At 33.5% G+C, this 20,005-nt stretch carries 23 protein-coding genes; 3 read left to right on the top strand and 20 right to left on the bottom strand.

Features of this window, described 5'->3' with window-relative positions; translation table 11 throughout:
* Positions 1-43 precede the first annotated feature (43 nt).
* The gene (locus E1J38_RS10005; protein WP_133356411.1) at positions 44-1,519 is read left to right on the top strand and encodes a DUF5689 domain-containing protein; all 1,476 of its coding nucleotides are present in this window, start codon (positions 44-46) and stop codon (positions 1,517-1,519) included.
* Positions 1,520-1,565: 46 nt separating this feature from the next.
* On the opposite strand, the gene E1J38_RS10000 is transcribed toward E1J38_RS10005, so the two are convergent.
* On the bottom strand, positions 1,566-2,534 hold the full coding sequence (locus E1J38_RS10000) for an endonuclease/exonuclease/phosphatase family protein (RefSeq protein WP_133356410.1): 969 nt from the start codon (positions 2,532-2,534) through the stop codon (positions 1,566-1,568).
* 75 nt (positions 2,535-2,609) lie between these two features.
* On the opposite strand from E1J38_RS10000, the gene hflX reads away from it, so the two are divergent.
* Positions 2,610-3,827 carry a GTPase HflX gene (gene hflX / locus E1J38_RS09995; RefSeq protein ID WP_133356409.1) on the top strand — a complete coding sequence of 406 codons (1,218 nt, stop codon included), beginning with the start codon at positions 2,610-2,612 and terminating at the stop codon, positions 3,825-3,827.
* Positions 3,828-3,877: 50 nt separating this feature from the next.
* Here hflX and E1J38_RS09990 read toward each other — a convergent pair whose 3' ends face one another.
* The 16 genes from E1J38_RS09990 to E1J38_RS09915 all read right to left on the bottom strand — a co-directional run bounded on the left by E1J38_RS09990 (position 3,878) and on the right by E1J38_RS09915 (position 17,793).
* Complete coding sequence (locus E1J38_RS09990; protein WP_133356408.1) at positions 3,878-4,804, bottom strand: DUF3078 domain-containing protein; 927 nt, start codon at positions 4,802-4,804, stop codon at positions 3,878-3,880.
* Between the two features lie 72 nt (positions 4,805-4,876).
* Entirely contained in the window at positions 4,877-5,383 is a 507-nt protein-coding gene (locus tag E1J38_RS09985) for a DUF2480 family protein (RefSeq protein ID WP_133356407.1), read from the bottom strand.
* Positions 5,384-5,387: 4 nt separating this feature from the next.
* Positions 5,388-5,720 (bottom strand): cupin domain-containing protein, encoded by a 333-nt coding sequence (locus E1J38_RS09980; RefSeq protein ID WP_133356406.1) that lies wholly within the window; start codon positions 5,718-5,720, stop codon positions 5,388-5,390.
* A gap of 11 nt (positions 5,721-5,731) precedes the next feature.
* Positions 5,732-6,058, bottom strand: coding sequence for an SUF system Fe-S cluster assembly protein (locus tag E1J38_RS09975; protein WP_133356405.1), 327 nt, complete (start codon positions 6,056-6,058; stop codon positions 5,732-5,734).
* A gap of 64 nt (positions 6,059-6,122) precedes the next feature.
* Positions 6,123-6,545, bottom strand: coding sequence for a SufE family protein (locus tag E1J38_RS09970; RefSeq protein WP_133356404.1), 423 nt, complete (start codon positions 6,543-6,545; stop codon positions 6,123-6,125).
* Between the two features lie 136 nt (positions 6,546-6,681).
* Positions 6,682-7,482 (bottom strand): META domain-containing protein, encoded by an 801-nt coding sequence (locus E1J38_RS09965; protein ID WP_133356403.1) that lies wholly within the window; start codon positions 7,480-7,482, stop codon positions 6,682-6,684.
* 51 nt (positions 7,483-7,533) lie between these two features.
* Positions 7,534-8,748, bottom strand: a complete 1,215-nt coding sequence (locus E1J38_RS09960) for an aminotransferase class V-fold PLP-dependent enzyme (RefSeq protein ID WP_133356402.1) — start codon at positions 8,746-8,748, stop codon at positions 7,534-7,536.
* A 33-nt stretch (positions 8,749-8,781) separates the two neighbouring features.
* Positions 8,782-10,095, bottom strand: coding sequence for a Fe-S cluster assembly protein SufD (sufD, locus tag E1J38_RS09955; RefSeq protein ID WP_133356401.1), 1,314 nt, complete (start codon positions 10,093-10,095; stop codon positions 8,782-8,784).
* An 80-nt stretch (positions 10,096-10,175) separates the two neighbouring features.
* Positions 10,176-10,928, bottom strand: a complete 753-nt coding sequence (gene sufC / locus E1J38_RS09950; RefSeq protein ID WP_133356400.1) for a Fe-S cluster assembly ATPase SufC — start codon at positions 10,926-10,928, stop codon at positions 10,176-10,178.
* Between the two features lie 2 nt (positions 10,929-10,930).
* On the bottom strand, positions 10,931-11,293 hold the full coding sequence (locus E1J38_RS09945; RefSeq protein WP_133356399.1) for a hypothetical protein: 363 nt from the start codon (positions 11,291-11,293) through the stop codon (positions 10,931-10,933).
* A gap of 13 nt (positions 11,294-11,306) precedes the next feature.
* Positions 11,307-12,755 (bottom strand): Fe-S cluster assembly protein SufB, encoded by a 1,449-nt coding sequence (sufB, locus tag E1J38_RS09940; protein WP_133356398.1) that lies wholly within the window; start codon positions 12,753-12,755, stop codon positions 11,307-11,309.
* Positions 12,756-12,773: 18 nt separating this feature from the next.
* Positions 12,774-13,103 carry a HesB/IscA family protein gene (locus E1J38_RS09935; protein ID WP_133356397.1) on the bottom strand — a complete coding sequence of 110 codons (330 nt, stop codon included), beginning with the start codon at positions 13,101-13,103 and terminating at the stop codon, positions 12,774-12,776.
* Positions 13,104-13,209: 106 nt separating this feature from the next.
* Positions 13,210-14,280 carry a cytochrome-c peroxidase gene (locus E1J38_RS09930; RefSeq protein WP_133356396.1) on the bottom strand — a complete coding sequence of 357 codons (1,071 nt, stop codon included), beginning with the start codon at positions 14,278-14,280 and terminating at the stop codon, positions 13,210-13,212.
* On the bottom strand, positions 14,281-15,042 hold the full coding sequence (locus E1J38_RS09925) for an MbnP family protein (RefSeq protein ID WP_133356395.1): 762 nt from the start codon (positions 15,040-15,042) through the stop codon (positions 14,281-14,283).
* Positions 15,043-16,401: a hypothetical protein gene (locus E1J38_RS09920; RefSeq protein ID WP_133356394.1), complete on the bottom strand. Its 1,359-nt coding sequence runs from the start codon at positions 16,399-16,401 to the stop codon at positions 15,043-15,045. It abuts the gene before it with no gap.
* 9 nt (positions 16,402-16,410) lie between these two features.
* Positions 16,411-17,793 (bottom strand): choice-of-anchor B family protein, encoded by a 1,383-nt coding sequence (locus E1J38_RS09915; protein WP_133356393.1) that lies wholly within the window; start codon positions 17,791-17,793, stop codon positions 16,411-16,413.
* Between the two features lie 172 nt (positions 17,794-17,965).
* On the opposite strand from E1J38_RS09915, the gene thiL reads away from it, so the two are divergent.
* Complete coding sequence (thiL, locus tag E1J38_RS09910) at positions 17,966-19,012, top strand: thiamine-phosphate kinase (protein WP_133356392.1); 1,047 nt, start codon at positions 17,966-17,968, stop codon at positions 19,010-19,012.
* Here thiL and E1J38_RS09905 read toward each other — a convergent pair.
* The 3 genes from E1J38_RS09905 to E1J38_RS15265 form a co-directional block, all read right to left on the bottom strand.
* The gene (locus E1J38_RS09905; protein ID WP_133356391.1) at positions 19,002-19,244 is read right to left on the bottom strand and encodes a DUF1660 family phage protein; all 243 of its coding nucleotides are present in this window, start codon (positions 19,242-19,244) and stop codon (positions 19,002-19,004) included. The genes thiL and E1J38_RS09905 overlap by 11 nt on opposite strands.
* Before the next feature lie 81 nt (positions 19,245-19,325).
* Positions 19,326-19,592 carry a DUF1660 family phage protein gene (locus E1J38_RS15300; RefSeq protein WP_133356390.1) on the bottom strand — a complete coding sequence of 89 codons (267 nt, stop codon included), beginning with the start codon at positions 19,590-19,592 and terminating at the stop codon, positions 19,326-19,328.
* Positions 19,593-19,651: 59 nt separating this feature from the next.
* Positions 19,652-19,954: a hypothetical protein gene (locus E1J38_RS15265; RefSeq protein ID WP_369407158.1), complete on the bottom strand. Its 303-nt coding sequence runs from the start codon at positions 19,952-19,954 to the stop codon at positions 19,652-19,654.
* Between the last annotated feature and the right edge of the window lie 51 nt (positions 19,955-20,005).

Raw genomic sequence — 20,005 nt, 5'->3', positions numbered from 1 at the left:
GAATGAGAAGACAAAAATCTTCAAAAATTAGAAAAACTTAATTATGAATAAAGTGAATAGAATTTTAACCCTTTTAAGCGTGGTTGCATTTGTATTTGTAATGGTATCCTGTGTACAAGATGATGATTATGCAACTCCTAATTTAGCTACTAATGAACCTGATGTTTCTGAAAATAATATCACAACATTTAAAGCAGTGGTACAACGCTATGTTTCTGCTGTCGATGCAGATGAAGATGGAGAACTTGACGATAATGAAAGAGGAAGGGATATTGGTGTTTTTGAAACCGATGAAGCAGAGCTTTATATTACAGGATATATAGTGTCAAGTGATAAAGCTGGAAATTTTTTTGAGGAATTAATTATCCAAAATTATACAGATGATAGTAACCCAGATGAAAACCCGCGCTTAGGGTTTAGGGTAGAAGTTAATGTTAGTAGTCTTTATAATACATATGAGTTTGGACGTAAAGTATATATCAAATTAAATGGGTTAGCTATTGGAGAGTCTAATGGGGTATTGGTCTTAGGGAAACCTGATGGGACTCAAGTAGGGCAAATTCAGGCTTATGAATTTAAAGATTTCATCATGAGAAGTTCTGAAGTAGCTGAAATTAAACCAAAGGTTACTACAATTTCTGAATTGACAGAGTTAGATGAAAATACGTTTATTCAATTGGATGATGTTCAGATAAATAGAAATGAATTAGATAAAACCTTTGCAGGAGATGTGAGTGACGAATTTGATGGATTTAGAACTTTAGAGAGTTGTTCAGATAATAGTACACTAACTTTACAGACAAGTACCTTTGCTGATTTCAAATCACTTCCTGTGCCTCAATTAAGAGGATCTATCAAAGGAATATTTAGTCGTGATTTTAGAGATGATTTTAGTGTTTTATTAATAAATAGTAGGGCTGATATTGCTTTTGATAATTCTGAACGTTGTGACCCTATAGAACTAAGTTGTGGATTAGCTTCTTCACAAGGATCAAATAATTTATTTGCTGATGATTTTGAGACGCAATCTATAGGTTCATTGATTTCAGGAAATGGATGGACCAATTATATTGAATCAGGAACTGAAGGTTGGGAGGCCTATTCTTCTGGAGGAACAAACTCATCTTTAGGGGTTTCAGCTAGAGTTGGATCTTTCCGGTCAGGTGATGCTTCTAGTGTAGCTTGGTTAATTTCTCCAGCTATTGACTTAGATTCACAAGATAATGAAACCTTGGTTTATAAAACATCAAATAGTTTCTCCGATGGTAGTGAAATGGAATTACTTTTTTCAAATGATTGGGATGGGACTACTGAAGGTATTAACTCGGCAACGTGGGGTATTTTAGCAGATGGCTATATTACCCAGGATAGTGATTTCTTTGGAGCCTGGTTTGATTCAGGAATTATAGATTTGTCTTGTACAGCAGGAACCATATATATTGCCTTTAAATACACTGGTAGTGGTGAGGATGATTTTGATGGCACCTTCGAGCTAGATGATATAAGTATTGATTATTAAAATAGACAGTTAACATTTGATAAGCCTACTTAGGTAGGCTTTTTAATTACTTTTTGAAAATGGTATAAACAGGAAAGTGGTCACTGTAACCTCCTTTATATTTTTTACCAACATAAGTTCTAAAGGGAGCTCCTTTAAACTTACCTCTAAATTGCTTTAAGAAATCTTCATCAAAAATATTAGCATTGTAGTATTCAAATTCATCTTTAGAGCTTTTAAAAAAGTTGGTGGTAAAGAAAATTTGATCAAATAAACTCCACTGCCTATATCTAGAAACCGTTCCTCTGTTATAAGAACGCATTGTTTCAAAAGGATTATATAACCCATGATTTTCAACCAATCTTATAATACTATTGTTGTGTGGTTCATCATTAAAATCGCCAATGATAACTATTTTAGAGTTGTTGTTTTGGGTTCTTAATAAAGTAAGAATATCTCCAACTTTTTCTGAGGAAGCCAATCGTTTATTTTCACTTTCTTGGGTGCCCTCTCGTCTAGAAGACCAATGGTTAACAATCACATGAATAGGTTCATCATCTAATTTGCCAGATACTAATAGGATATCTCTAGTATAATCTGTAGAGCCATCCTCATCGGTTAATGCTACAGTGAATGTTTCAGAATGAGCGACTTCAAAAGCAGTTTTGTCATATATTAATGCCACATCAATACCGCGTTCATCAGGTGATTCGTAATGTACATAACCATAATTGTAGTCTTTTAAGTGCTTAGAGTCTAGAAGATTTTGAATAACCTTGGCATTTTCAACTTCGGCTATACCAATAAGGGCAGGGTGCTTTCCTGTTTCTTTTCTTCCAATATTTGATATGGCAAACCCTAATTTTCTAAGTTTATTTTCATAGCGTTTTGGAGTCCATTTTTTAGCTGAAGTAGGTAAAAAATCATTATCATTGGTATGTTGGTCTTTATAAGTATCAAATAAGTTCTCTACATTGTAAAAAGCAATGGTTTGCATGTTCTCTTTCACAGGTATATCTCCAAAAAAATCGTTCATTTTCTAAAAATTGGTTTTAAAAATATAAAAATTAAAATGGATGCAATTACGTAACTTTGCATATTATTTACATTTATGATAGAAAAGAAGGACATTGCTTTAGAGAAAGCGGTTTTGATAGGTATTATAACTAAAGATCAAGACGAGGCGCAATCTAAAGAATATTTAGACGAGTTAGAGTTTTTAACCTACACTGCAGGAGGTGAAGTATTAGCACGTTTTACCCAAAAAATGGATATGCCAAACCCCAAAACTTTTATTGGGTCTGGAAAAATGGAAGATGTACGTCAATTTATTGAAGAAAACAAAGTAGGTACCGCTATTTTTGATGATGAATTGTCTGCAGCTCAAGAGCGAAATATCAGCAAGATTTTAAACGTAAAAGTTTTAGATAGAACCAATTTAATCCTTGATATTTTTGCACAACGCGCCCAAACCAGTTATGCTAGAACACAAGTTGAGTTAGCACAATGTGAATATCTGCTACCGCGATTAAGAGGCATGTGGACGCATCTTGAGCGCCAAAAAGGTGGGATTGGAATGCGCGGTCCAGGTGAAACAGAGATTGAAACCGATAGACGTATTGTACGTGATAAAATAGCATTACTAAAAGCTAAAATCAAGACTATTGATAAACAAATGGCAGTGCAACGTGGTAATCGTGGTAAAATGGTTCGAGTGGCATTGGTTGGGTATACAAATGTGGGGAAATCAACCTTAATGAACGTAATTAGTAAGAGTGAAGTTTTTGCTGAAAATAAACTTTTTGCAACCCTAGATACAACAGTAAGAAAAGTGGTAATCCAAAACTTACCATTTTTACTAAGTGATACAGTTGGATTTATTAGAAAATTACCAACCCAATTGGTTGATAGTTTTAAAAGTACATTAGATGAAGTTAGAGAAGCCGATTTGTTATTACACGTGGTAGATATTTCGCACCCTAATTTTGAAGAGCATATAGATTCTGTAAACAAAATTTTAGGAGAAATTGATAGTGGTGATAAGCCAACTATTATGGTGTTTAATAAAATTGATGCTTACAAACCTGAACCTTTAGATGACGGTGACTTAGATACCGAAAAAACCAAGGCTAATTATACCTTGGAAGAATGGAAAAATACTTGGATGAGTAAAATTGGCAATAACGCTTTATTTATTTCTGCTATCAACAAAAGTAACTTAGAGGATTTTAAAAAACGCGTGTATGATGAGGTTAGAGAAATTCATATCACGCGTTTTCCCTACAATCATTTTTTGTATCCTGATTATAATTATGAGGATATGGAGTGATAAAAAAGGGACTTATTTATAATAAGTCCCTTTTTTATAATCGTTTTAGCCTAGAATTTATAGCTTAATCCTATAGTCCAATAGGTTTGTAAATCATTATCAACATCATCAAACCCAGTAGCTGTAGCTGGTGTTTGAGCTAGTGCGTAGTTTAAGGCTTCTTGTTTGTTACTACGTAATCCAAAATCAAAACCAACACCAATCATTTTCCAAAGGGTGTATCCAAAAGAGTTAGTCCATGTCCAGTTAGAGTAGTCTCCACTTTTATAACTCTGGAATGTAGAAAAATTGGTTTTGAAGTTAATAGCGCCTATTTGCCTTGTATAATCTGCAACAATTTTTGCACCTAAAGATGATTCAAAAACAGTATTACCACTACTAAATACAAAGTTGTAGTTTAAAGGGTGTATAACTACTATAAGATTTTCAATGGGTGTCCAAGTGGCACCAACCCCTAAGTCTAAATAACCTGGGTCATTAAAATTGTCTAAAAGTGTCGTTCTATATTCTCCCATTCCTGAAATAGCAAATTTTTCACTTAATTTTCTACCATAAAGTGATGATAAGTTAAATACATCTGTAGTAGGGTTAAAGCTATCATCATCATTTGGATTGTCTTTATCATCTAATTTTACCCAATTAAGATTTGTTGTCACGGCATTTCTCCAAAAGAATTTGTCTTGGATTAAGTTAGCATAGGCATTAACGGTAAAACCAATATTTCCTGAGCTATTGTTTGGTGATCCTTGTGCATACCAATTATTAAAGTTTGATAAACTACCACCTATGGTTCCAAAAGCACCTGTTCTCCAGCCAGGGATGGCATCAATTTGTGCTTGTAAAGCCTTAACCTCTTTGAGAGCGGCATCAGCTTCTGCTTTTTTTTCTGCTTTTTTAGCTTGTAATTCTTCTTTTGTTTGAGCGTTTATTGAAAATACTCCAATAAAAAATAAACATAATAGTAATACTTTTTTCATGTTTTTATAAGATTGTTAAAGTTTGTGTAAATATAAGTGTTAGACCCAAAAAACACTTTAGGTCACTTGCAATTATTTGCTTTTGTATAGCGGTACCGAAGAACAGGCTTCACCATACATAATGGATTTAGCAACAGTTTTCAGCCTGTTTGTAATCATGATATAGGCATTTTGAGGTACGGGTTTGTTTGAGCAACCTTTAATAATAATTGGCTTGTCTTTGTATTCATTAATAGCTATTTTATTAATAATGTCTTGATAAATTGAAGTTTCTAATGTTTCCAAATTACCAACAACAACTTTTTTAACATAAGTTTCTAAATGAACAGATAAAAGCATGTACGCCCAACCAGGTATAATAGCGTCTGAACTACAGGTTAAAGCTACATAGCAATCTTGGTATTGAGACCAATCAAAAGTTTTAGCTTGTTCTCTAAAATCTTTTTCACGCAAAACAAAACCTTCAAATAGCCAGTCTTTAATATCAAAAAGAATGCGTTTGCCTTTAGGGTAAAAATCTTCAAGATCTAAAGTGACTAACTTACTATTCGCTACTCGATTTACTATTTCGTCTGCCATTTTATTATAAAAAATCTCTTCTAATAGGAGAAAAACTATCAATAAGCTTAACCTTCTCTGTAAGCGTCTGTACACAATGATTCAAGTTAGATGCTATTTTAATAACATCGCCTTCATTTAAAATATACTCTCGGTCTTCAATGAAAAATTTAAGAGAGCCATTAGCTACATACGTAATTTGTTCATGAGGGTGGTTATGCGGCTTATCTGGAGCTTTCATAGGGCCATTATAAAAATCGATTACAGTAACCATAAGTTCCCTTAAATGAACAACTTTTCTTTGCAGTGAAGGACTTAAAGTTTCAATATTTTCGTTTTGTTTAATAACTTCCGCCATAAATTTAAGTATTATAGCATCCCCAGTTCTAACTTAGCTTCTTCACTCATTAAGTCTTGAGACCAAGGGGGATCAAAAGTAATTTCAACTTCAGCACTTTTTACGGCATCAAGTGATTTTACTTTTTCCTCAACTTCAAGTGGTAAAGTTTCCGCCACCGGACAGTTAGGTGTTGTTAAGGTCATAAGTATTTTAACGTCGTAATCTTCGTTTACGAATACATCATATATCAATCCTAATTCGTAAATATCCACAGGGATTTCTGGATCGTAAATAGTTTTTAAAACGTTTACTATTTTTTCCCCTAGGGCGTTTGTGTCTATTGTTGTGTCACTCATGTTTAAATGTTTATGCGTTTATTTGTTGAGTCGTTTAAACGAATACACGTATCAACGAATAAACCTAGTTAAGTTGTGTTTGATACGCTATAGCGTACATTTTTAACTGTTTTACCATACTCACCAAACCGTTTGCACGGGTAGGTGATAGGTGTTCTTTTAAACCAATTTTGTCTATAAAACTGGTGTCGGCATCAATGATGTCTTTAGGGTGCTGATTGGAAAAGGCACGAATTAAAATGGCAATAATACCTTTGGTTATGATAGCATCACTATCTGCAGTAAATTGCAATTTATCGTCTTTCATCTCTGCATGAACCCAAACTTTACTCTGGCAACCTTTAATGATATTACTATCAGTTTTGTATTGGTCATCAATTAAGGGCAATTCTTTCCCTAAATCTATCATGTATTGGTAACGTTCTTCCCAATCGTCAAACATTGAGAATTCGTCTATAATTTCGTTTTGGATGTCTTCAATCGTCACAGTGTCAAATTTTAAGCTCTGTCACCTTGAGCGTAGTCGAAAGGTTCTTGTAAATATCGCCATTGAAAAAAATGATTTCGACTGCACTCAACCTGACAAGGTATAATTTTAAGCAAAAATACGATAAGAAAAGTTTCTATTCAATATTTTGGGCTATTGATAAAATCTCTTTAACAAGATTCTCTATTTCAGAATGGGGGTTCCCATGGTCAAAACTTTGGGTTTCATATGATTTTCCGTTTACAGTTACCGTAAATTTTGCAATGGCAGCTCCATCAAAAAGGCGTTTTTGAGAAGGCGCTTCTAAATTTGGAATGGTTTTTATGTCGATGGTTCTAAAAACCTCAATTAGTTTTTTCCATTGTTCATCATTGCATTTAATTTTGGTTATAACACCATCCCTTTTATTTTGAACTGATATGGATTTACTATTGATTTTAATAAACTGAAAACCATTGCGAGAGTGCTGTTTGTATTCAAAAGATAAAACATCAGTTGAGAATGCTTCCTTTTCAGCAATCATTAAAAGTTTTTTATTGTAGAATAATGAAAACCCGTTATCATTAAAGACAATCAAGTTCGCCTTTTGTAATGCCTTCAAAAAAGAAGTTTCTATATTGTTTTTTTCATTATCACATAACATTCTAGTAGAACCCATTTTACCAAAGCTTAATTTGTTTTCAGAATGAGAATACGAACCAAAAAATCGGTTACAACCTGAAAATCCGCTAACCTCTTTGGTGTCTTTATTAAAATTGATTTTTAATTTAAAGGATAAAACATTTTCGTTTTTTAATTGAATAATATTATAATTACCGTTCAATTCTTTCAATACTGAACTGTTATTCTGTAAATGCATCATTAACGTAAAGTCTGATGACCCTCCCCAGCAACATCTTAAAACTATGATTCCCAAAAGCATTATGAGATATTTCATCTTAAATAAGTTTTTAATCAAAAAAATAAAATACAAAAAAGATGCCTAAGTTTATGACAACATCATTTTGGCTTTTTTAACGCCTGCCACTAAAGCATCTATTTCAGCTTTGGTGTTATAAAAAGCAAAGGAGGCTCTTATGGTTCCCGGGATTTTGTAGTAATCCATTATAGGCTGTGCACAGTGGTGACCCGTACGAACGGCAATTCCTAGTTTGTCTAAGATGGAACCAACATCGTAAGGGTGAATACCCTTTAAGTTAAAAGATATAACAGATGTTTTATTTTTAGCTGTACCATAGATTTTCAAGCTGTCAATCTGCAAAAGTTTTTCGGTAGCGTATTCCAGTAATTCATTTTCGTATTTAGCAATGGCGTCAAAACCAATATTGTTCATATAGTCTATGGCTGCTCCAAAAACAATACCTCCAGCTATATTGGGTGTTCCCGCTTCAAACTTATGGGGTAGGTCGGCGTATGTGGTTTTTTCAAATGTTACTTCGGCAATCATTTCACCACCACCTTGATAAGGCGGTAACTTTTTTAACCATGCTTCTTTACCATAAAGGATACCAACACCGGTTGGTCCGCACATTTTATGAGCAGAAGCTACATAAAAATCAACATCTAAAGCTTGAACATCTGGTTTAATATGAGGGCAAGCTTGAGCTCCATCTATTAAAACAGCTGCTCCAATATCATGTGCTTTTTCAATGATATATTCAATAGGATTAATAGTTCCTAAAGCATTTGAAATATGGTTAACAAAAACTAACTTGGTATTTTTAGAAAGTAACTTTTCATATTCAGACATTACCAATTCACCTTCGTTATTCATAGGAATAACTTTAAGGTTAGCTCCAGTACGTTCACATAACATTTGCCACGGAACAATATTGCTATGATGTTCTAAAGCCGAAACAATAATATCATCACCTTTTTTTAATATTGAAGTAAACCCATTGGCCACTAAATTAATACCATGAGTTGTGCCCGATGTGAATATGATTTCATGCGAAAACTTCGCATGAAAATGTTTCTGTATTTTTTGTCTGGATTGTTCGTATAAATCGGTAGCTTCTTGACTCAAAGTATGTACACCCCTGTGGATATTGGCATTGTAATTATGGTAGTAATTTACAATAGCATCAATAACTTGTTGCGGTGTTTGAGACGTAGCTGCATTATCAAAATACACCAAAGGTTTGCCATTAACTTTTCTTGAAAGAATGGGAAAATCTTTTCTTATTTTTTCAACATTAAACATGGTTAGAAGGAAACCTTTTGCAGGAAACGTATTTTATAAATCGAAACCAATATTTACACCTAACTGGTTGGCAATAATTTTGGTAATTCTATGCTTTAATTCTGGAATTTTAACAGAACTTAAAACATTATTACTAAACGCATACATTAGTAAAGCTTTAGCTTCTTTTTCTGGGATTCCGCGAGAACGCATGTAAAATAGTGCACTTTCATCTAATTGACCAACAGTACAACCATGAGAACATTTAACATCATCTGCAAAAATTTCTAATTGAGGTTTAGTGTTTATGGTAGCTTTGTCACTAATAAGAATATTATTATTGGCTTGAAATGCATTGGTTTTCTGAGCTTCTTTTTCAACGACTACCTTGCCATTGAAAACACCGGTAGCACTATCTCCAAAAATACCTTTATAATCTTGATGGCTTTCACAATTTGGCTCTATATGGTGTACCAACGTATTATGGTCTACATGTTGTTTGTTTCCAATAATAGTAACACCTTTTAAAGTAGAATCTATGCGTTCTCCTTCTTGATAAAAATTAAGGTTATTGCGTATTAACTTGCCTCCAAAAGAAAACGTATGAACAGAAACAATACTTTCTTGTTTTTGTTTGATAAATGTATTATCAATTAAGGAAGCTTCTTGGGTGTCGTTTTGAATTTTATAATAATCTACAATAGCGCGTTTTTTAGCAAAGATTTCAGTAACGCTATTGGTTAGTACAGGATTGCTTGTTAGACTTTGGTGGCACTCAATTATCTGTACATGAGAATTCTCTTCAACAACTATCAAATTACGTGGTTGTAACATGGTAGCTGATTCGTTACCTGTTGAAAAATGAATAATCTGAATAGGTTTTTCAATAATCTTTCCCTTAGGAATATGAATATAAGCTCCTTCTTTTGAAAAGGCTGTATTTAAAGATGGTAAACTATCGGTTGTGGCAGCTTTATTAAAATAGTTTTCAATCACCAATCTGTATTTTGGTTTGTTTAACGCTGCAGACATTAAGCAAACATCTAACCCATCATGTGTTGTTTCAGAGAGATGTGATGAATACTTCCCATCAACAAAGATGATTTTGTAACTATCTATATCGTGAATAAAGTACTTCTCAACGTCTCTATATTCAAGAGCATTTTCCTGTTTAGGGAATACACTATAGTCTTCTTTTAAAAGTTTGTTTAAAGAAGTATATTTCCAAGCTTCGTCTTTTTTGGTAGGGAAGCCTTTTTTCTCAAACATTTTTATAGCATCATTTCTAACATCGCTTACGTAAGAATCAATTTCTGTTTGATTTTCAAATACTAAAAATGATGATAATAGTTTTTCTTTTAAATCCATATTCTTCAGTATGCAGTTTTCAGCTTTCAGTTTTCAGTCTCTATGATTGTCTACTGCGAGCTAATTACTGGTTACTAGCGCTATGCGCCAACTTCTTCTTTAATCCAGTCGTATCCTTTTTCTTCAAGTTCGTGGGCTAACTCTTTGCTTCCAGATTTAACAATTTTACCATTGTGTAAAACGTGAACATAGTCAGGAACGATATAATCTAATAATCTTTGGTAGTGTGTAATTACTATTACGGCATTGTTTTTACTTTTAAGCTTGTTTACACCATTGGCAACAATACGAAGTGCGTCGATATCTAGACCGGAATCGGTTTCATCCAGAATGGCCAATTTAGGTTCTAACATAGCCATTTGGAAAATTTCGTTACGTTTTTTTTCACCACCTGAAAAACCTTCGTTTAATGAACGTGATAAAAATTTTCTATCTATTTCAAGTAGATCTGATTTTTCACGAATTAGCTTAAGCATATCCTTAGCAGGCATATCTTCTAAACCTTTTGCTTTTCTAGTTTCATTAATAGCTGTTTTAATGAAGTTAGTTACAGAAACTCCTGGGATTTCAACAGGATATTGAAAAGACATGAAGATACCTTTGTGGGCGCGCTCATCGGCTTCTAGTTCTTCAATATCTTCACCTTCAAAAATGATATGCCCTTCTGAAACTTCATATTCCTCTTTACCTGCTATTACAGATGATAAAGTGCTTTTCCCAGAACCATTTGGTCCCATGATAGCATGAACCTCACCTGCTTTTACCTCTAGGTTAATACCTTTTAATATACTCTTATCTTCAACACCTGCGTGTAAGTTTTCTATCTTTAACATATTTACTGGCTTAGTTTAATAACGTCATTATTATCATCATTAGGAAGTGTCTCAACTTTGAGTATTTCTAATATTTCTAATTTGTCTTCCCAAAGAATGGTTTCGTGTTTTTCTTTATTTATAATGCCTTTAAGTTCAACCCTAACCATGTCTGTTGGCTGCTTTTTAAGAGGCTCTGCTTTTTTATTTAACTCAAGAGCTTTTTCATTGATGATTACTCCATATATGAGTGTGTCTGTTTGTAAAACAGCAGCATCACCATGAAACACATAGTCTCCCGAAATAATTTTGCCACTTTTTTCTTCCTGTTTACAGCTAAGAAAAATTGAAAAGGCACAAATAAAAAGAATGATTAGCTTTTTCATAAAAGAACTGTTTTTATCCAACGCTTCCCTCTAAACTTATTTCTAATAATTTTTGTGCTTCAACTGCAAATTCCATAGGTAACTTATTTAATACTTCTTTGCTAAAACCATTTACAATTAATGCAATAGCCTTTTCAGTATTAATACCTCTCTGGTTACAATAAAATATTTGGTCTTCACCAATTTTACTGGTGGTTGCTTCGTGCTCAATTTGTGCAGATTGGTTTTTTGCTTCAATGTAAGGGAATGTATGTGCTCCACATTCATTGCCCATTAATAAACTATCGCATTGCGAAAAGTTACGAGCATTTTCAGCTCTAGAGTTTATTTGTACCAAACCTCGATAGGAATTTTGTGATTTTCCTGCAGAAATACCTTTAGAAATAATGGTTGATTTGGTATTCTTACCAAGGTGAATCATTTTTGTTCCAGTATCGGCTTGTTGGTAATTATTGGTTACCGCAATAGAGTAAAACTCCCCAACTGAATTATCTCCCTTTAATACGCACGAAGGATATTTCCAAGTTACAGCACTTCCTGTTTCAACTTGCGTCCAAGAAATTTTTGCATTGGTTTCGCATAAACCACGTTTGGTTACAAAATTATATACACCACCTTTTCCTTCAGCGTTTCCAGGGAACCAATTTTGAACTGTAGAATATTTAATTTCAGCATCATCAAGTGCAATTAATTCTACAACTGCTGCATGCAACTGGTTTTCATCTCTACTTGGTGCGGTACAACCTTCAAGGTAACTAACATAACTGCCTTTATCTGCAATAACTAAAGTTCTTTCAAATTGACCTGTTCCTGCTTGATTTATTCTAAAATATGTAGATAATTCCATAGGGCACTTAACACCTTTTGGGATGTAACAGAAACTACCATCACTAAATACGGCACTGTTTAATGCGGCATAGAAATTATCTCTTTGAGGAACTACGGTTCCAATATATTTCTTAACCAATTCTGGATGCTTTTGAATAGCTTCAGAAATACTCATAAAAATAATACCTTGCTCCGCTAAAGTTTCTTTAAAAGTTGTTGCAACTGAAACAGAGTCTACAACCACATCCATGGCAACACCGGCTAATTTTTTTTGCTCGTCTAATGAAATACCTAGCTTATTAAAAGTTTCTAATAGTTCTGGATCAACTTCATCTAGACTGCTATATTTAGGCTTACTATTTGGAGCTGAGTAATATGAAATGGCCTGAAAATCGGGCTTTTCATAAGTAACATTAGCCCATTCGGGTTCTTCCATGTCTTTCCAGATTCTGAATGATTCAAGGCGCCATTCAGTCATCCACTCTGGTTCTTCTTTCTTTTTTGAGATAGCCCTTACTATTTCTTCATTTAAACCATTAGGGAAAGTCTCCGATTTAATATCAGTATAAAAACCGTATTCGTATTCCTTGGTTTTTAATTCTTCCCTTAAATCATCCTCAGTATATTTCGACATAAATATTTTCTTAAAAAATTAAAGCGAAAATGATTCGCCACAACCACAAGTTCTATTGGCATTAGGGTTGTTAAACACAAACCCGGTTCCGTTTAACCCACCAGAATATTCTAAGGTAGTGCCAATTAAGTATAAAAAGCTCTTTTTGTCTACTATGATTTTTACACCATTATCTTCAAAAACTTTGTCGTCTTCTTGTTGTTCTTTGTCAAATTTTAAATCATAAGACAATCCTGAACATCCGCCACTTTTTACACCAACACGAATAAAATCTGTAGAGGCGTTATAACCATCTTCGGTCATGAGCTCTATTACCTTTTTCTTTGCTGTTTCTGAGACTTTAATCATTTGTTTTTAATTAGATTGACTCTAAATAGAGTGCAAATATACAATTTAAGTCATGGATTACCACAGAACCTAACATTATATTAATAAATGGTTTTATAGTTTTTAATTATTGGTTTTTAAAAATAGGATTATTGATAAATTCAAAATCAGAAAGTGATAAAAGAAAAGCCTTTAAATCAGCTTTATCCTTAGGGCTTAATTGAACACCTCCTTGAGCTACTTTTTTCATAAGAGGGTCTATAGTATTTGAATTTTTAAGACCTTCGCTATAATGGTTTATGACTTCGTCTAAAGTAGTAAATCTTCCATCGTGCATGTAAGGCGCAGTAAATTGTAAGTTCCGAAGTGAAGGTGTTTTGAATTTTCCGTTATCAGCTGGGTCACCTGTTACTGCGCCTAGGCCCATATCTGTAAATGTTTCATCCAAGCCATTGTTATGAAATCTATTATCTGTCCATAATGGATTTCTTTCATTACCATGGCAATGAAAACAGTCTCCTTTTGTTTCATCCATAAAAACATTAAATCCGTTTAATTCTTCGGGAGTAAGTTCAACTTCACCCAAAAGATATTTGTCAAATTTTGAATTGGATGAAATAAGGGTTCGTTCAAATTGTGCAATGGCTTTAACTACCAGAGTTGAATCTATAATTGAAGTTCCAAAAGCCTGTTCAAAAAGTGTGGGGTATTCTGGGTGCTGTTGTAGTTTTTGCTCAACATCTGTCCATGTTGTATTCATTTCAATAGGGTCTGTAACAGGAACAAAAGCTTGATGTTCTAAGCTAAAAGTATTACCATCCCAGAAGAATTTTTCATCAAAGTTCCAAGCTAAATTAAATAGGGGCATGGAATTCCTGTTTCCTCTAATACCTTCTACCCCATCACTAAATCTATCACTATCAGAAAATGCATTTTTACTCAGGTGACAATCTGCGCAAGATTGCGAATTGTTAAGCGATAAAATAGGATCGATAAAGAGTTTATTCCCTAATGCAACACCTTCTTTAGTCTGTGGGTTGTCAAAAGGAATAACAGGATCCAATAAATTATTGGAAAATAGCTTTGGAATTTGAAGCGGGCTGGGTGTAGGGCCACTAACGGGTTTGTCAACAGTTTCCTTTTCACAGGAAAGAGCGATTAAAATAAAAGTTAATATAAGTAGCCGTCTAGTCATCATTTATGGAGTATCGGGTTTCAGGGAGAATACATTTTGCCCATTGTTATACATCATTATTTGCGCTGTTGAATTTGGCATTAACATTTGGTTTAGTGCATTTAAATCCCAGATATGCGGATTTTTAAACCATTCGGCAACATTCATTTCTATATTTAAAGTTGTATTTTTTGATATGATAACATTTCCTAGGGTTACTTTAAAGAAGGTGTCTTGAGGGAATGTTGGGTTAGTTCCTGGATTATCTACAGCTCTAATGGCATGATAATTATACCCTTGTTCTTCATTGTTACTATTTATGAATTTACCATCTAATTGCATGTAATGATAACCACCGCCTAACATAGAAGGTACGTTAAAAAGGGCTACGTTCAAATCGTTGTAACCATCTTCGGTATCATTGTCTTCATTATTAAATCCGAAAGTAAATGAAACCTCAGAATAAGTTCCTTCAGGAATGCTTACTGAAGGCGAAAAACTTAAGTTTTTATTGTTACTAACATCTATAAGTTTGTAAGCTTCTAAATTTATCACTTCATTATTTGATTCCAATTTAATATCTGAAATCAAATACCGTAATCGTTCAATACTTAATTGGTTGTTATTGGCATTGGTGAATTTAATGGTGTTAAAATCTGAATTTGTTATGGGGGTGCCGTCCCAATTATGACTAAAACTGAGCGTAATATTATACGTTTTTGATTCGTCATCAGAACTACAGGAAAGCAAAAGTAAGAGTATTAATAGTGAGGCAATTTTTTTCATTTATTTTGTTTTAAAAATTAATAAATCAGAAAACCCTTTATTACTCTGAATATCAAGATTAGAGCTACTGGATTCACCAACTACCAATGCAGATCCATCATTCAGTTCGATAACATCGTAAGCTAGGTCAACTTCGGTACCGCCAATATTTTTCTGCCATAACAGTTCTCCGTTGTTGTTTATCTTAATAACCCAAGCGTCGTTTTGGCCTTTATTGTTGGAAACGTCAATATCACCACTTCTAGAACTTCCGCAGATAATAAAACCACCATCTTGGGTTTTAGAAATAGAACGCGCAGCATCAAAACTACTCCCTCCAAAAGTCTTTTCCCAAATTAATTCTCCAATTGGGGACATCTTTATTACCCAAAAATCGGCAGCACCTTTATTCATCGAAACATCTTTATCATCACTTCTTGTATCTCCAATTACAAGATAGTTGCCATCGTTGGTTTTTATAATGCCTCTTGCTTCGTCTGCCTGTGAGCCTCCAAAAGAGTTTTTCCAAACAAGTTCACCTGTTTCAGAAATTTTAATAATCCAAAAGTCATAAGAGCCCTTGTTGTTTTCTACATCAACATCGGCACTATCCGATGAACCAACAATAATGTACCCCTTATCACTGGTTTGTACAACATCGTAAGGTGTATCAGTAAATGTGCCTCCAAAATACTTACTCCATTCAAGGGAGCCAGCTACATTTAATTTAATGGACCAATAATCGCCACCAGCATGTCTTTTTGATGATAGCTTTGTGTTACCTTGACCACCAGATGCTGTAACATCTAAAACCCCAACAATTAAAAAACCGCTATCTTGGGTTTGAATAATAGAGAGACCATTATCGGCTCCTGAAAACCCAAAATTTTTTTCCCAAATGATATTGCCAAAACTATTGGTTTTTAAAATCCAAAAATCATTAAAACCATTGTTCTTTGAAACATCACCATCACTGCTTGTACTAGATCCTAGAATAAGGTATCCGCCATCTGAGGTTTGAATGATGTCACTTCCTCGGTCATCATCCATTCCGCCATAGGTTTTTTGCCACTGTAATGTGTGGTCTTGATTGTATTTAAGTAATAGATAATCAAAAGATTCATTAGTTTTATTTGTAATGTCTCTATCAACACTTTGCGTGAAACCTAAAATAGCGTAACCACCATCTAAGGTTTTTATAATAGCGCGCGCACTTTCATTTTTAGAACCTCCAAACGTTTTTATAAAATCAATTTCTTTTTCAATGGGGGTCTTAATTTTTGGTTCTGTTGAAGATTCGTTTTTAGAACAACTAAAAATCAATAAAACAATACAAAGTAAATTAGTAAATGGGTAATATTTTTTTTGGCAAATAAACATAACAAGCTATTATGTACCACTTTTTCTCACTATAAAAAGTCCTCTGTTAATATCACTAATAATGATATTGCCACTGGGGAGATATGGGTAAACGCTCCATGCACCATCAAAAGCAGTTCCGTTATTTTCGGGGTAGGTGTCAAAGTAACCTGTTTCTATAAAAGTAGTGTTGTCTATTTCAGAAATATCTAAAACTCGCATTCCTGCCCTGTAGTTTGCAAAATAGTAGGCATTGTTTTTTACGTAGCCATTATGGTCAATAGCAGCCGAAGGTCCAAAGTAATTAAAATGAAATTCTGGATTATCTAAATCTGTAAAGTCAAAAACAACAGTTTTAGTGTTAATTCCAATTCTTAATTCGTCTAATTCGTCACCAAGAATGAAATATTTCATATCAGATGTAAACCATCCTTGGTGAGCATACCTGACATTGTCGTAACTAATCGTTGAAATAATGGTTGGACTTTCCTTATCTGAAACATCGGCAATAACCACCTCATTTTCATTACTGCCAATAAAAATTTCCTTTCCTGTATAATCAGTGTCAGGGCCATTATATGTTACTACTTGTGCGTCATGAGCATATCCACCTGCTGCCATACCCCCTTCAATAAAAGGCGCTATTGGATTTTGAATGTTAATAAAAATGGGCCCACCCTCATACGTGCTGTTTCGATTGCCGCCAACAATATAGGCATAGCCACTTTCTTCGTTAATTACAATATTATGTGCTCTACCAAAATCTGTAAACCAAGTATCTGCAGTGAAAGTTTCAGGTGAACTTGTAACATTTCTTAATCTTGTAAGATCAAAAACTTGCATACCATGACTGTCTTCTCCAGTAACATTATCAGCAACTATAAACGCGTAATTATCATAGACTTTTACATCTCTCCATGTGCTTGATGTTGTGGCGGTAGGAAGTTTGCCTAAATAAATAGGGTTGTTAGGTATTGATATGTCAATAAAAGCAATACCATTGTCCAATCCCATTAAAGCGTATTCTTTATTGGTTACGGGATCTGCCCATCCCCAAGAATCATTTCCCTTTGCAGCGTTAAAAGTTGATAAAGGGATGTGAATCATCAAATCGTAATTATTACAAGGATATATGTCAGCAAAACCATTTTCACAATAAGCCAGAGGAGTATAAGGATTTACATAGTCGTCATCACAGACATTACCGATGCCGTCACTATCATCATCATTTTGGTTAGGGTTAGATATAGATAAACAGTTATCTACATCATCAAAAACACCATCATTGTCAGTATCAATAGTTTGAGGAATGAATTCTACAGGCTCTGTGTTACAACCTTGAGAGCATATAAAAAAAACACCAAACACACTTCTTGTTATGTAGAGAAAGAGTTTTTTAAGTATAAACTTCATTTTGCAATTTTTTTCTTTTCTATCAAATTTAAAGATTATTACACAACTAACCTTCAAACGCTTGATTATTTTTTAACGGATAAAAACTTAAAATAGTACTGTTATACATTTAGAGATTGGTTTTATAGTTTTATATAGTAGGCTAAACAAAATACCTTCTTATTTTTGCAGCATGATAGAAGATAAAAACCAACAAAGAACCGAATTAAGTGATTTAGGTGAGTTTAGGTTAATTGACCATTTAACTAAAAACTTTGAAATAAAACTCAAATCAACAATCAAGGGTATTGGAGATGACGCTGCTGTTTTAGATTTTAATCAGAACAAAATTGTAGTTACTACCGATTTGCTTGTTGAAGGAGTGCATTTTGATTTAAGCTACATGCCCTTAAAACATTTGGGGTATAAAGCAGTTGTAGTGAATTTATCGGATGTATATGCTATGAATGCAAACGCTTCACAAATTACGGTTTCTATTGCGGTTTCAAATAGATTTCCTTTGGAGGCTTTAGAAGAATTATATGCCGGTATAGAAACGGCTTCAAAAATATATAATATAGATGTTGTTGGTGGTGATACTACCTCATCTACAACTGGATTATTGATTTCTATTACAGCAATTGGAGAAGTGGAAAATAATCATGTAGTTTATAGAAACGGAGCAAAACCAAATGATTTGCTTGTGGTTTCTGGTGATTTAGGAGGGGCGTATATGGGGTTACAGGTCTTAGAAAGAGAAAAAGAAGTTTATAAAGTTAATCCTAATAACCAGCCTGATTTAGAGCCTTATTCTTATATAGTAGAAAGACAACTGAAACCAGAAGCCAGAAAAGATGTTGTCAAGTTGCTAAAGGATTTGGGTGTTAGGCCAACAGCTATGATTGATGTAAGCGATGGCTTGTCATCTGAAATTATGCACTTATGCAAACAAAGTCATGTTGGTTGCGATTTATATGAAAATAAGCTGCCATTAGATCCTCAAGTTATTTCTACTTGTGAAGAATTTAATATTGATAGTACCACAGTGGCATTAAACGGGGGAGAGGATTATGAATTGTTGTTTACTATATCACAAGATGACTTTCCAAAAATTAAGGCAAATCCTAATTTATCGGTAATTGGGTACATAAAAGAAAAAGAAGCAGGAATGTATTTGGTAACTAGAGCCGAGACAAGAATAGAACTTAAAGCTCAAGGGTGGAAAAATTTTAATGACTAAAAACTAATAAGTCTGGGTTTAGTTTGCTTCTTTTACGAAGACGTCTTTTATGGATGTTTTCTAAAACTTCGTTTATCTCTCTAAACTTGGGTGTTAGCTCTGTTAAAGTTCCTGAACTATTTGTGGTGAACTCTTTTTTGCAGTTTTTACAAGTGTATTCTTTTACATGATATGTTATGTGTCGAGTTACACTGAAATCATGTCCAAACATTTTGCAATGAATGTTTTTCATTTACTATTAGCGATTTATTTAATACTTTAACTCAAAGGGGATTAAATGTATAAAAAAATCGACAAAAGCAACCAGATAACATTAATAAATCGATGAAACGAATGTTTTTCTCTTTGAACGTTGCATTCTAGATGTGTACATTCGTTCCAAGATATCGTTAATCTCCTTGAACTTAGGCGTTAACTCAATCAAATGACCATTACTATTGGTAGTAAGTTCCTTTTTGCAATAACTACAAGTATACTCTTTTACATGATGAGTAACTTTTTTACTTATTTCATAATCATGACCAAATAAAGAACAGTAAATACTTGGAAATAAATTACGTTTAATAGTAGTTTTCTTCATGGTTAAGTAAGTTTAGTGACTATAAACCTACAAAAAATAACACTAAAAACGATAAAAAGTTAAATATTTTCGATGAAATACATGATTGAGTTTGAAAAATCATCTTTATTTTCTATAAAACTCATATGTCCACCTTCAAATTCTACTACAATTACCTCAGTATTCTTTGATTGTGTTTTTAATGAATTGTAATCTAGGGCAGGATCTTCTTTTCCAATAATCATCATTTTTTTGTAAGGAGAAAAGTGTAGAAGCACTTCTCTATCTTCTCTTATTTTCATGCCCTCTAATGCTGCAATTATACCTTGTAACGGCGTATTTAAACATTCTTTAATTAATGATTTAATTTCTTTTGAAAACAAAGTTTGATTTTTTTTAGAAAACAAGTTGGAAATAGCAATTCTAATAAAGGT

Source organism: Seonamhaeicola sediminis, assembly GCF_004358095.2.
Classification (GTDB): Bacteria; Bacteroidota; Bacteroidia; order Flavobacteriales; family Flavobacteriaceae; genus Seonamhaeicola; species Seonamhaeicola sediminis.
This window is presented reverse-complemented; position numbering and strand designations above follow the sequence as displayed.

What these genes read in the sequence shown, in the direction of transcription:
- E1J38_RS10005 (WP_133356411.1), top strand. Translation starts at nt 44, where the DNA reads ATGAATAAAGTGAATAGAATTTTAACCCTTTTAAGCGTGGTTGCATTT.
- E1J38_RS10000 (WP_133356410.1), bottom strand. Translation starts at nt 2,534, where the DNA reads ATGAACGATTTTTTTGGAGATATACCTGTGAAAGAGAACATGCAAACC.
- hflX (WP_133356409.1), top strand. Translation starts at nt 2,610, where the DNA reads ATGATAGAAAAGAAGGACATTGCTTTAGAGAAAGCGGTTTTGATAGGT.
- E1J38_RS09990 (WP_133356408.1), bottom strand. Translation starts at nt 4,804, where the DNA reads ATGAAAAAAGTATTACTATTATGTTTATTTTTTATTGGAGTATTTTCA.
- E1J38_RS09985 (WP_133356407.1), bottom strand. Translation starts at nt 5,383, where the DNA reads ATGGCAGACGAAATAGTAAATCGAGTAGCGAATAGTAAGTTAGTCACT.
- E1J38_RS09980 (WP_133356406.1), bottom strand. Translation starts at nt 5,720, where the DNA reads ATGGCGGAAGTTATTAAACAAAACGAAAATATTGAAACTTTAAGTCCT.
- E1J38_RS09975 (WP_133356405.1), bottom strand. Translation starts at nt 6,058, where the DNA reads ATGAGTGACACAACAATAGACACAAACGCCCTAGGGGAAAAAATAGTA.
- E1J38_RS09965 (WP_133356403.1), bottom strand. Translation starts at nt 7,482, where the DNA reads ATGAAATATCTCATAATGCTTTTGGGAATCATAGTTTTAAGATGTTGC.
- E1J38_RS09960 (WP_133356402.1), bottom strand. Translation starts at nt 8,748, where the DNA reads ATGTTTAATGTTGAAAAAATAAGAAAAGATTTTCCCATTCTTTCAAGA.
- sufD (WP_133356401.1), bottom strand. Translation starts at nt 10,095, where the DNA reads ATGGATTTAAAAGAAAAACTATTATCATCATTTTTAGTATTTGAAAAT.
- sufC (WP_133356400.1), bottom strand. Translation starts at nt 10,928, where the DNA reads ATGTTAAAGATAGAAAACTTACACGCAGGTGTTGAAGATAAGAGTATA.
- E1J38_RS09945 (WP_133356399.1), bottom strand. Translation starts at nt 11,293, where the DNA reads ATGAAAAAGCTAATCATTCTTTTTATTTGTGCCTTTTCAATTTTTCTT.
- sufB (WP_133356398.1), bottom strand. Translation starts at nt 12,755, where the DNA reads ATGTCGAAATATACTGAGGATGATTTAAGGGAAGAATTAAAAACCAAG.
- E1J38_RS09935 (WP_133356397.1), bottom strand. Translation starts at nt 13,103, where the DNA reads ATGATTAAAGTCTCAGAAACAGCAAAGAAAAAGGTAATAGAGCTCATG.
- E1J38_RS09930 (WP_133356396.1), bottom strand. Translation starts at nt 14,280, where the DNA reads ATGATGACTAGACGGCTACTTATATTAACTTTTATTTTAATCGCTCTT.
- E1J38_RS09925 (WP_133356395.1), bottom strand. Translation starts at nt 15,042, where the DNA reads ATGAAAAAAATTGCCTCACTATTAATACTCTTACTTTTGCTTTCCTGT.
- E1J38_RS09920 (WP_133356394.1), bottom strand. Translation starts at nt 16,401, where the DNA reads ATGTTTATTTGCCAAAAAAAATATTACCCATTTACTAATTTACTTTGT.
- E1J38_RS09915 (WP_133356393.1), bottom strand. Translation starts at nt 17,793, where the DNA reads ATGAAGTTTATACTTAAAAAACTCTTTCTCTACATAACAAGAAGTGTG.
- thiL (WP_133356392.1), top strand. Translation starts at nt 17,966, where the DNA reads ATGATAGAAGATAAAAACCAACAAAGAACCGAATTAAGTGATTTAGGT.
- E1J38_RS09905 (WP_133356391.1), bottom strand. Translation starts at nt 19,244, where the DNA reads ATGAAAAACATTCATTGCAAAATGTTTGGACATGATTTCAGTGTAACT.
- E1J38_RS15300 (WP_133356390.1), bottom strand. Translation starts at nt 19,592, where the DNA reads ATGAAGAAAACTACTATTAAACGTAATTTATTTCCAAGTATTTACTGT.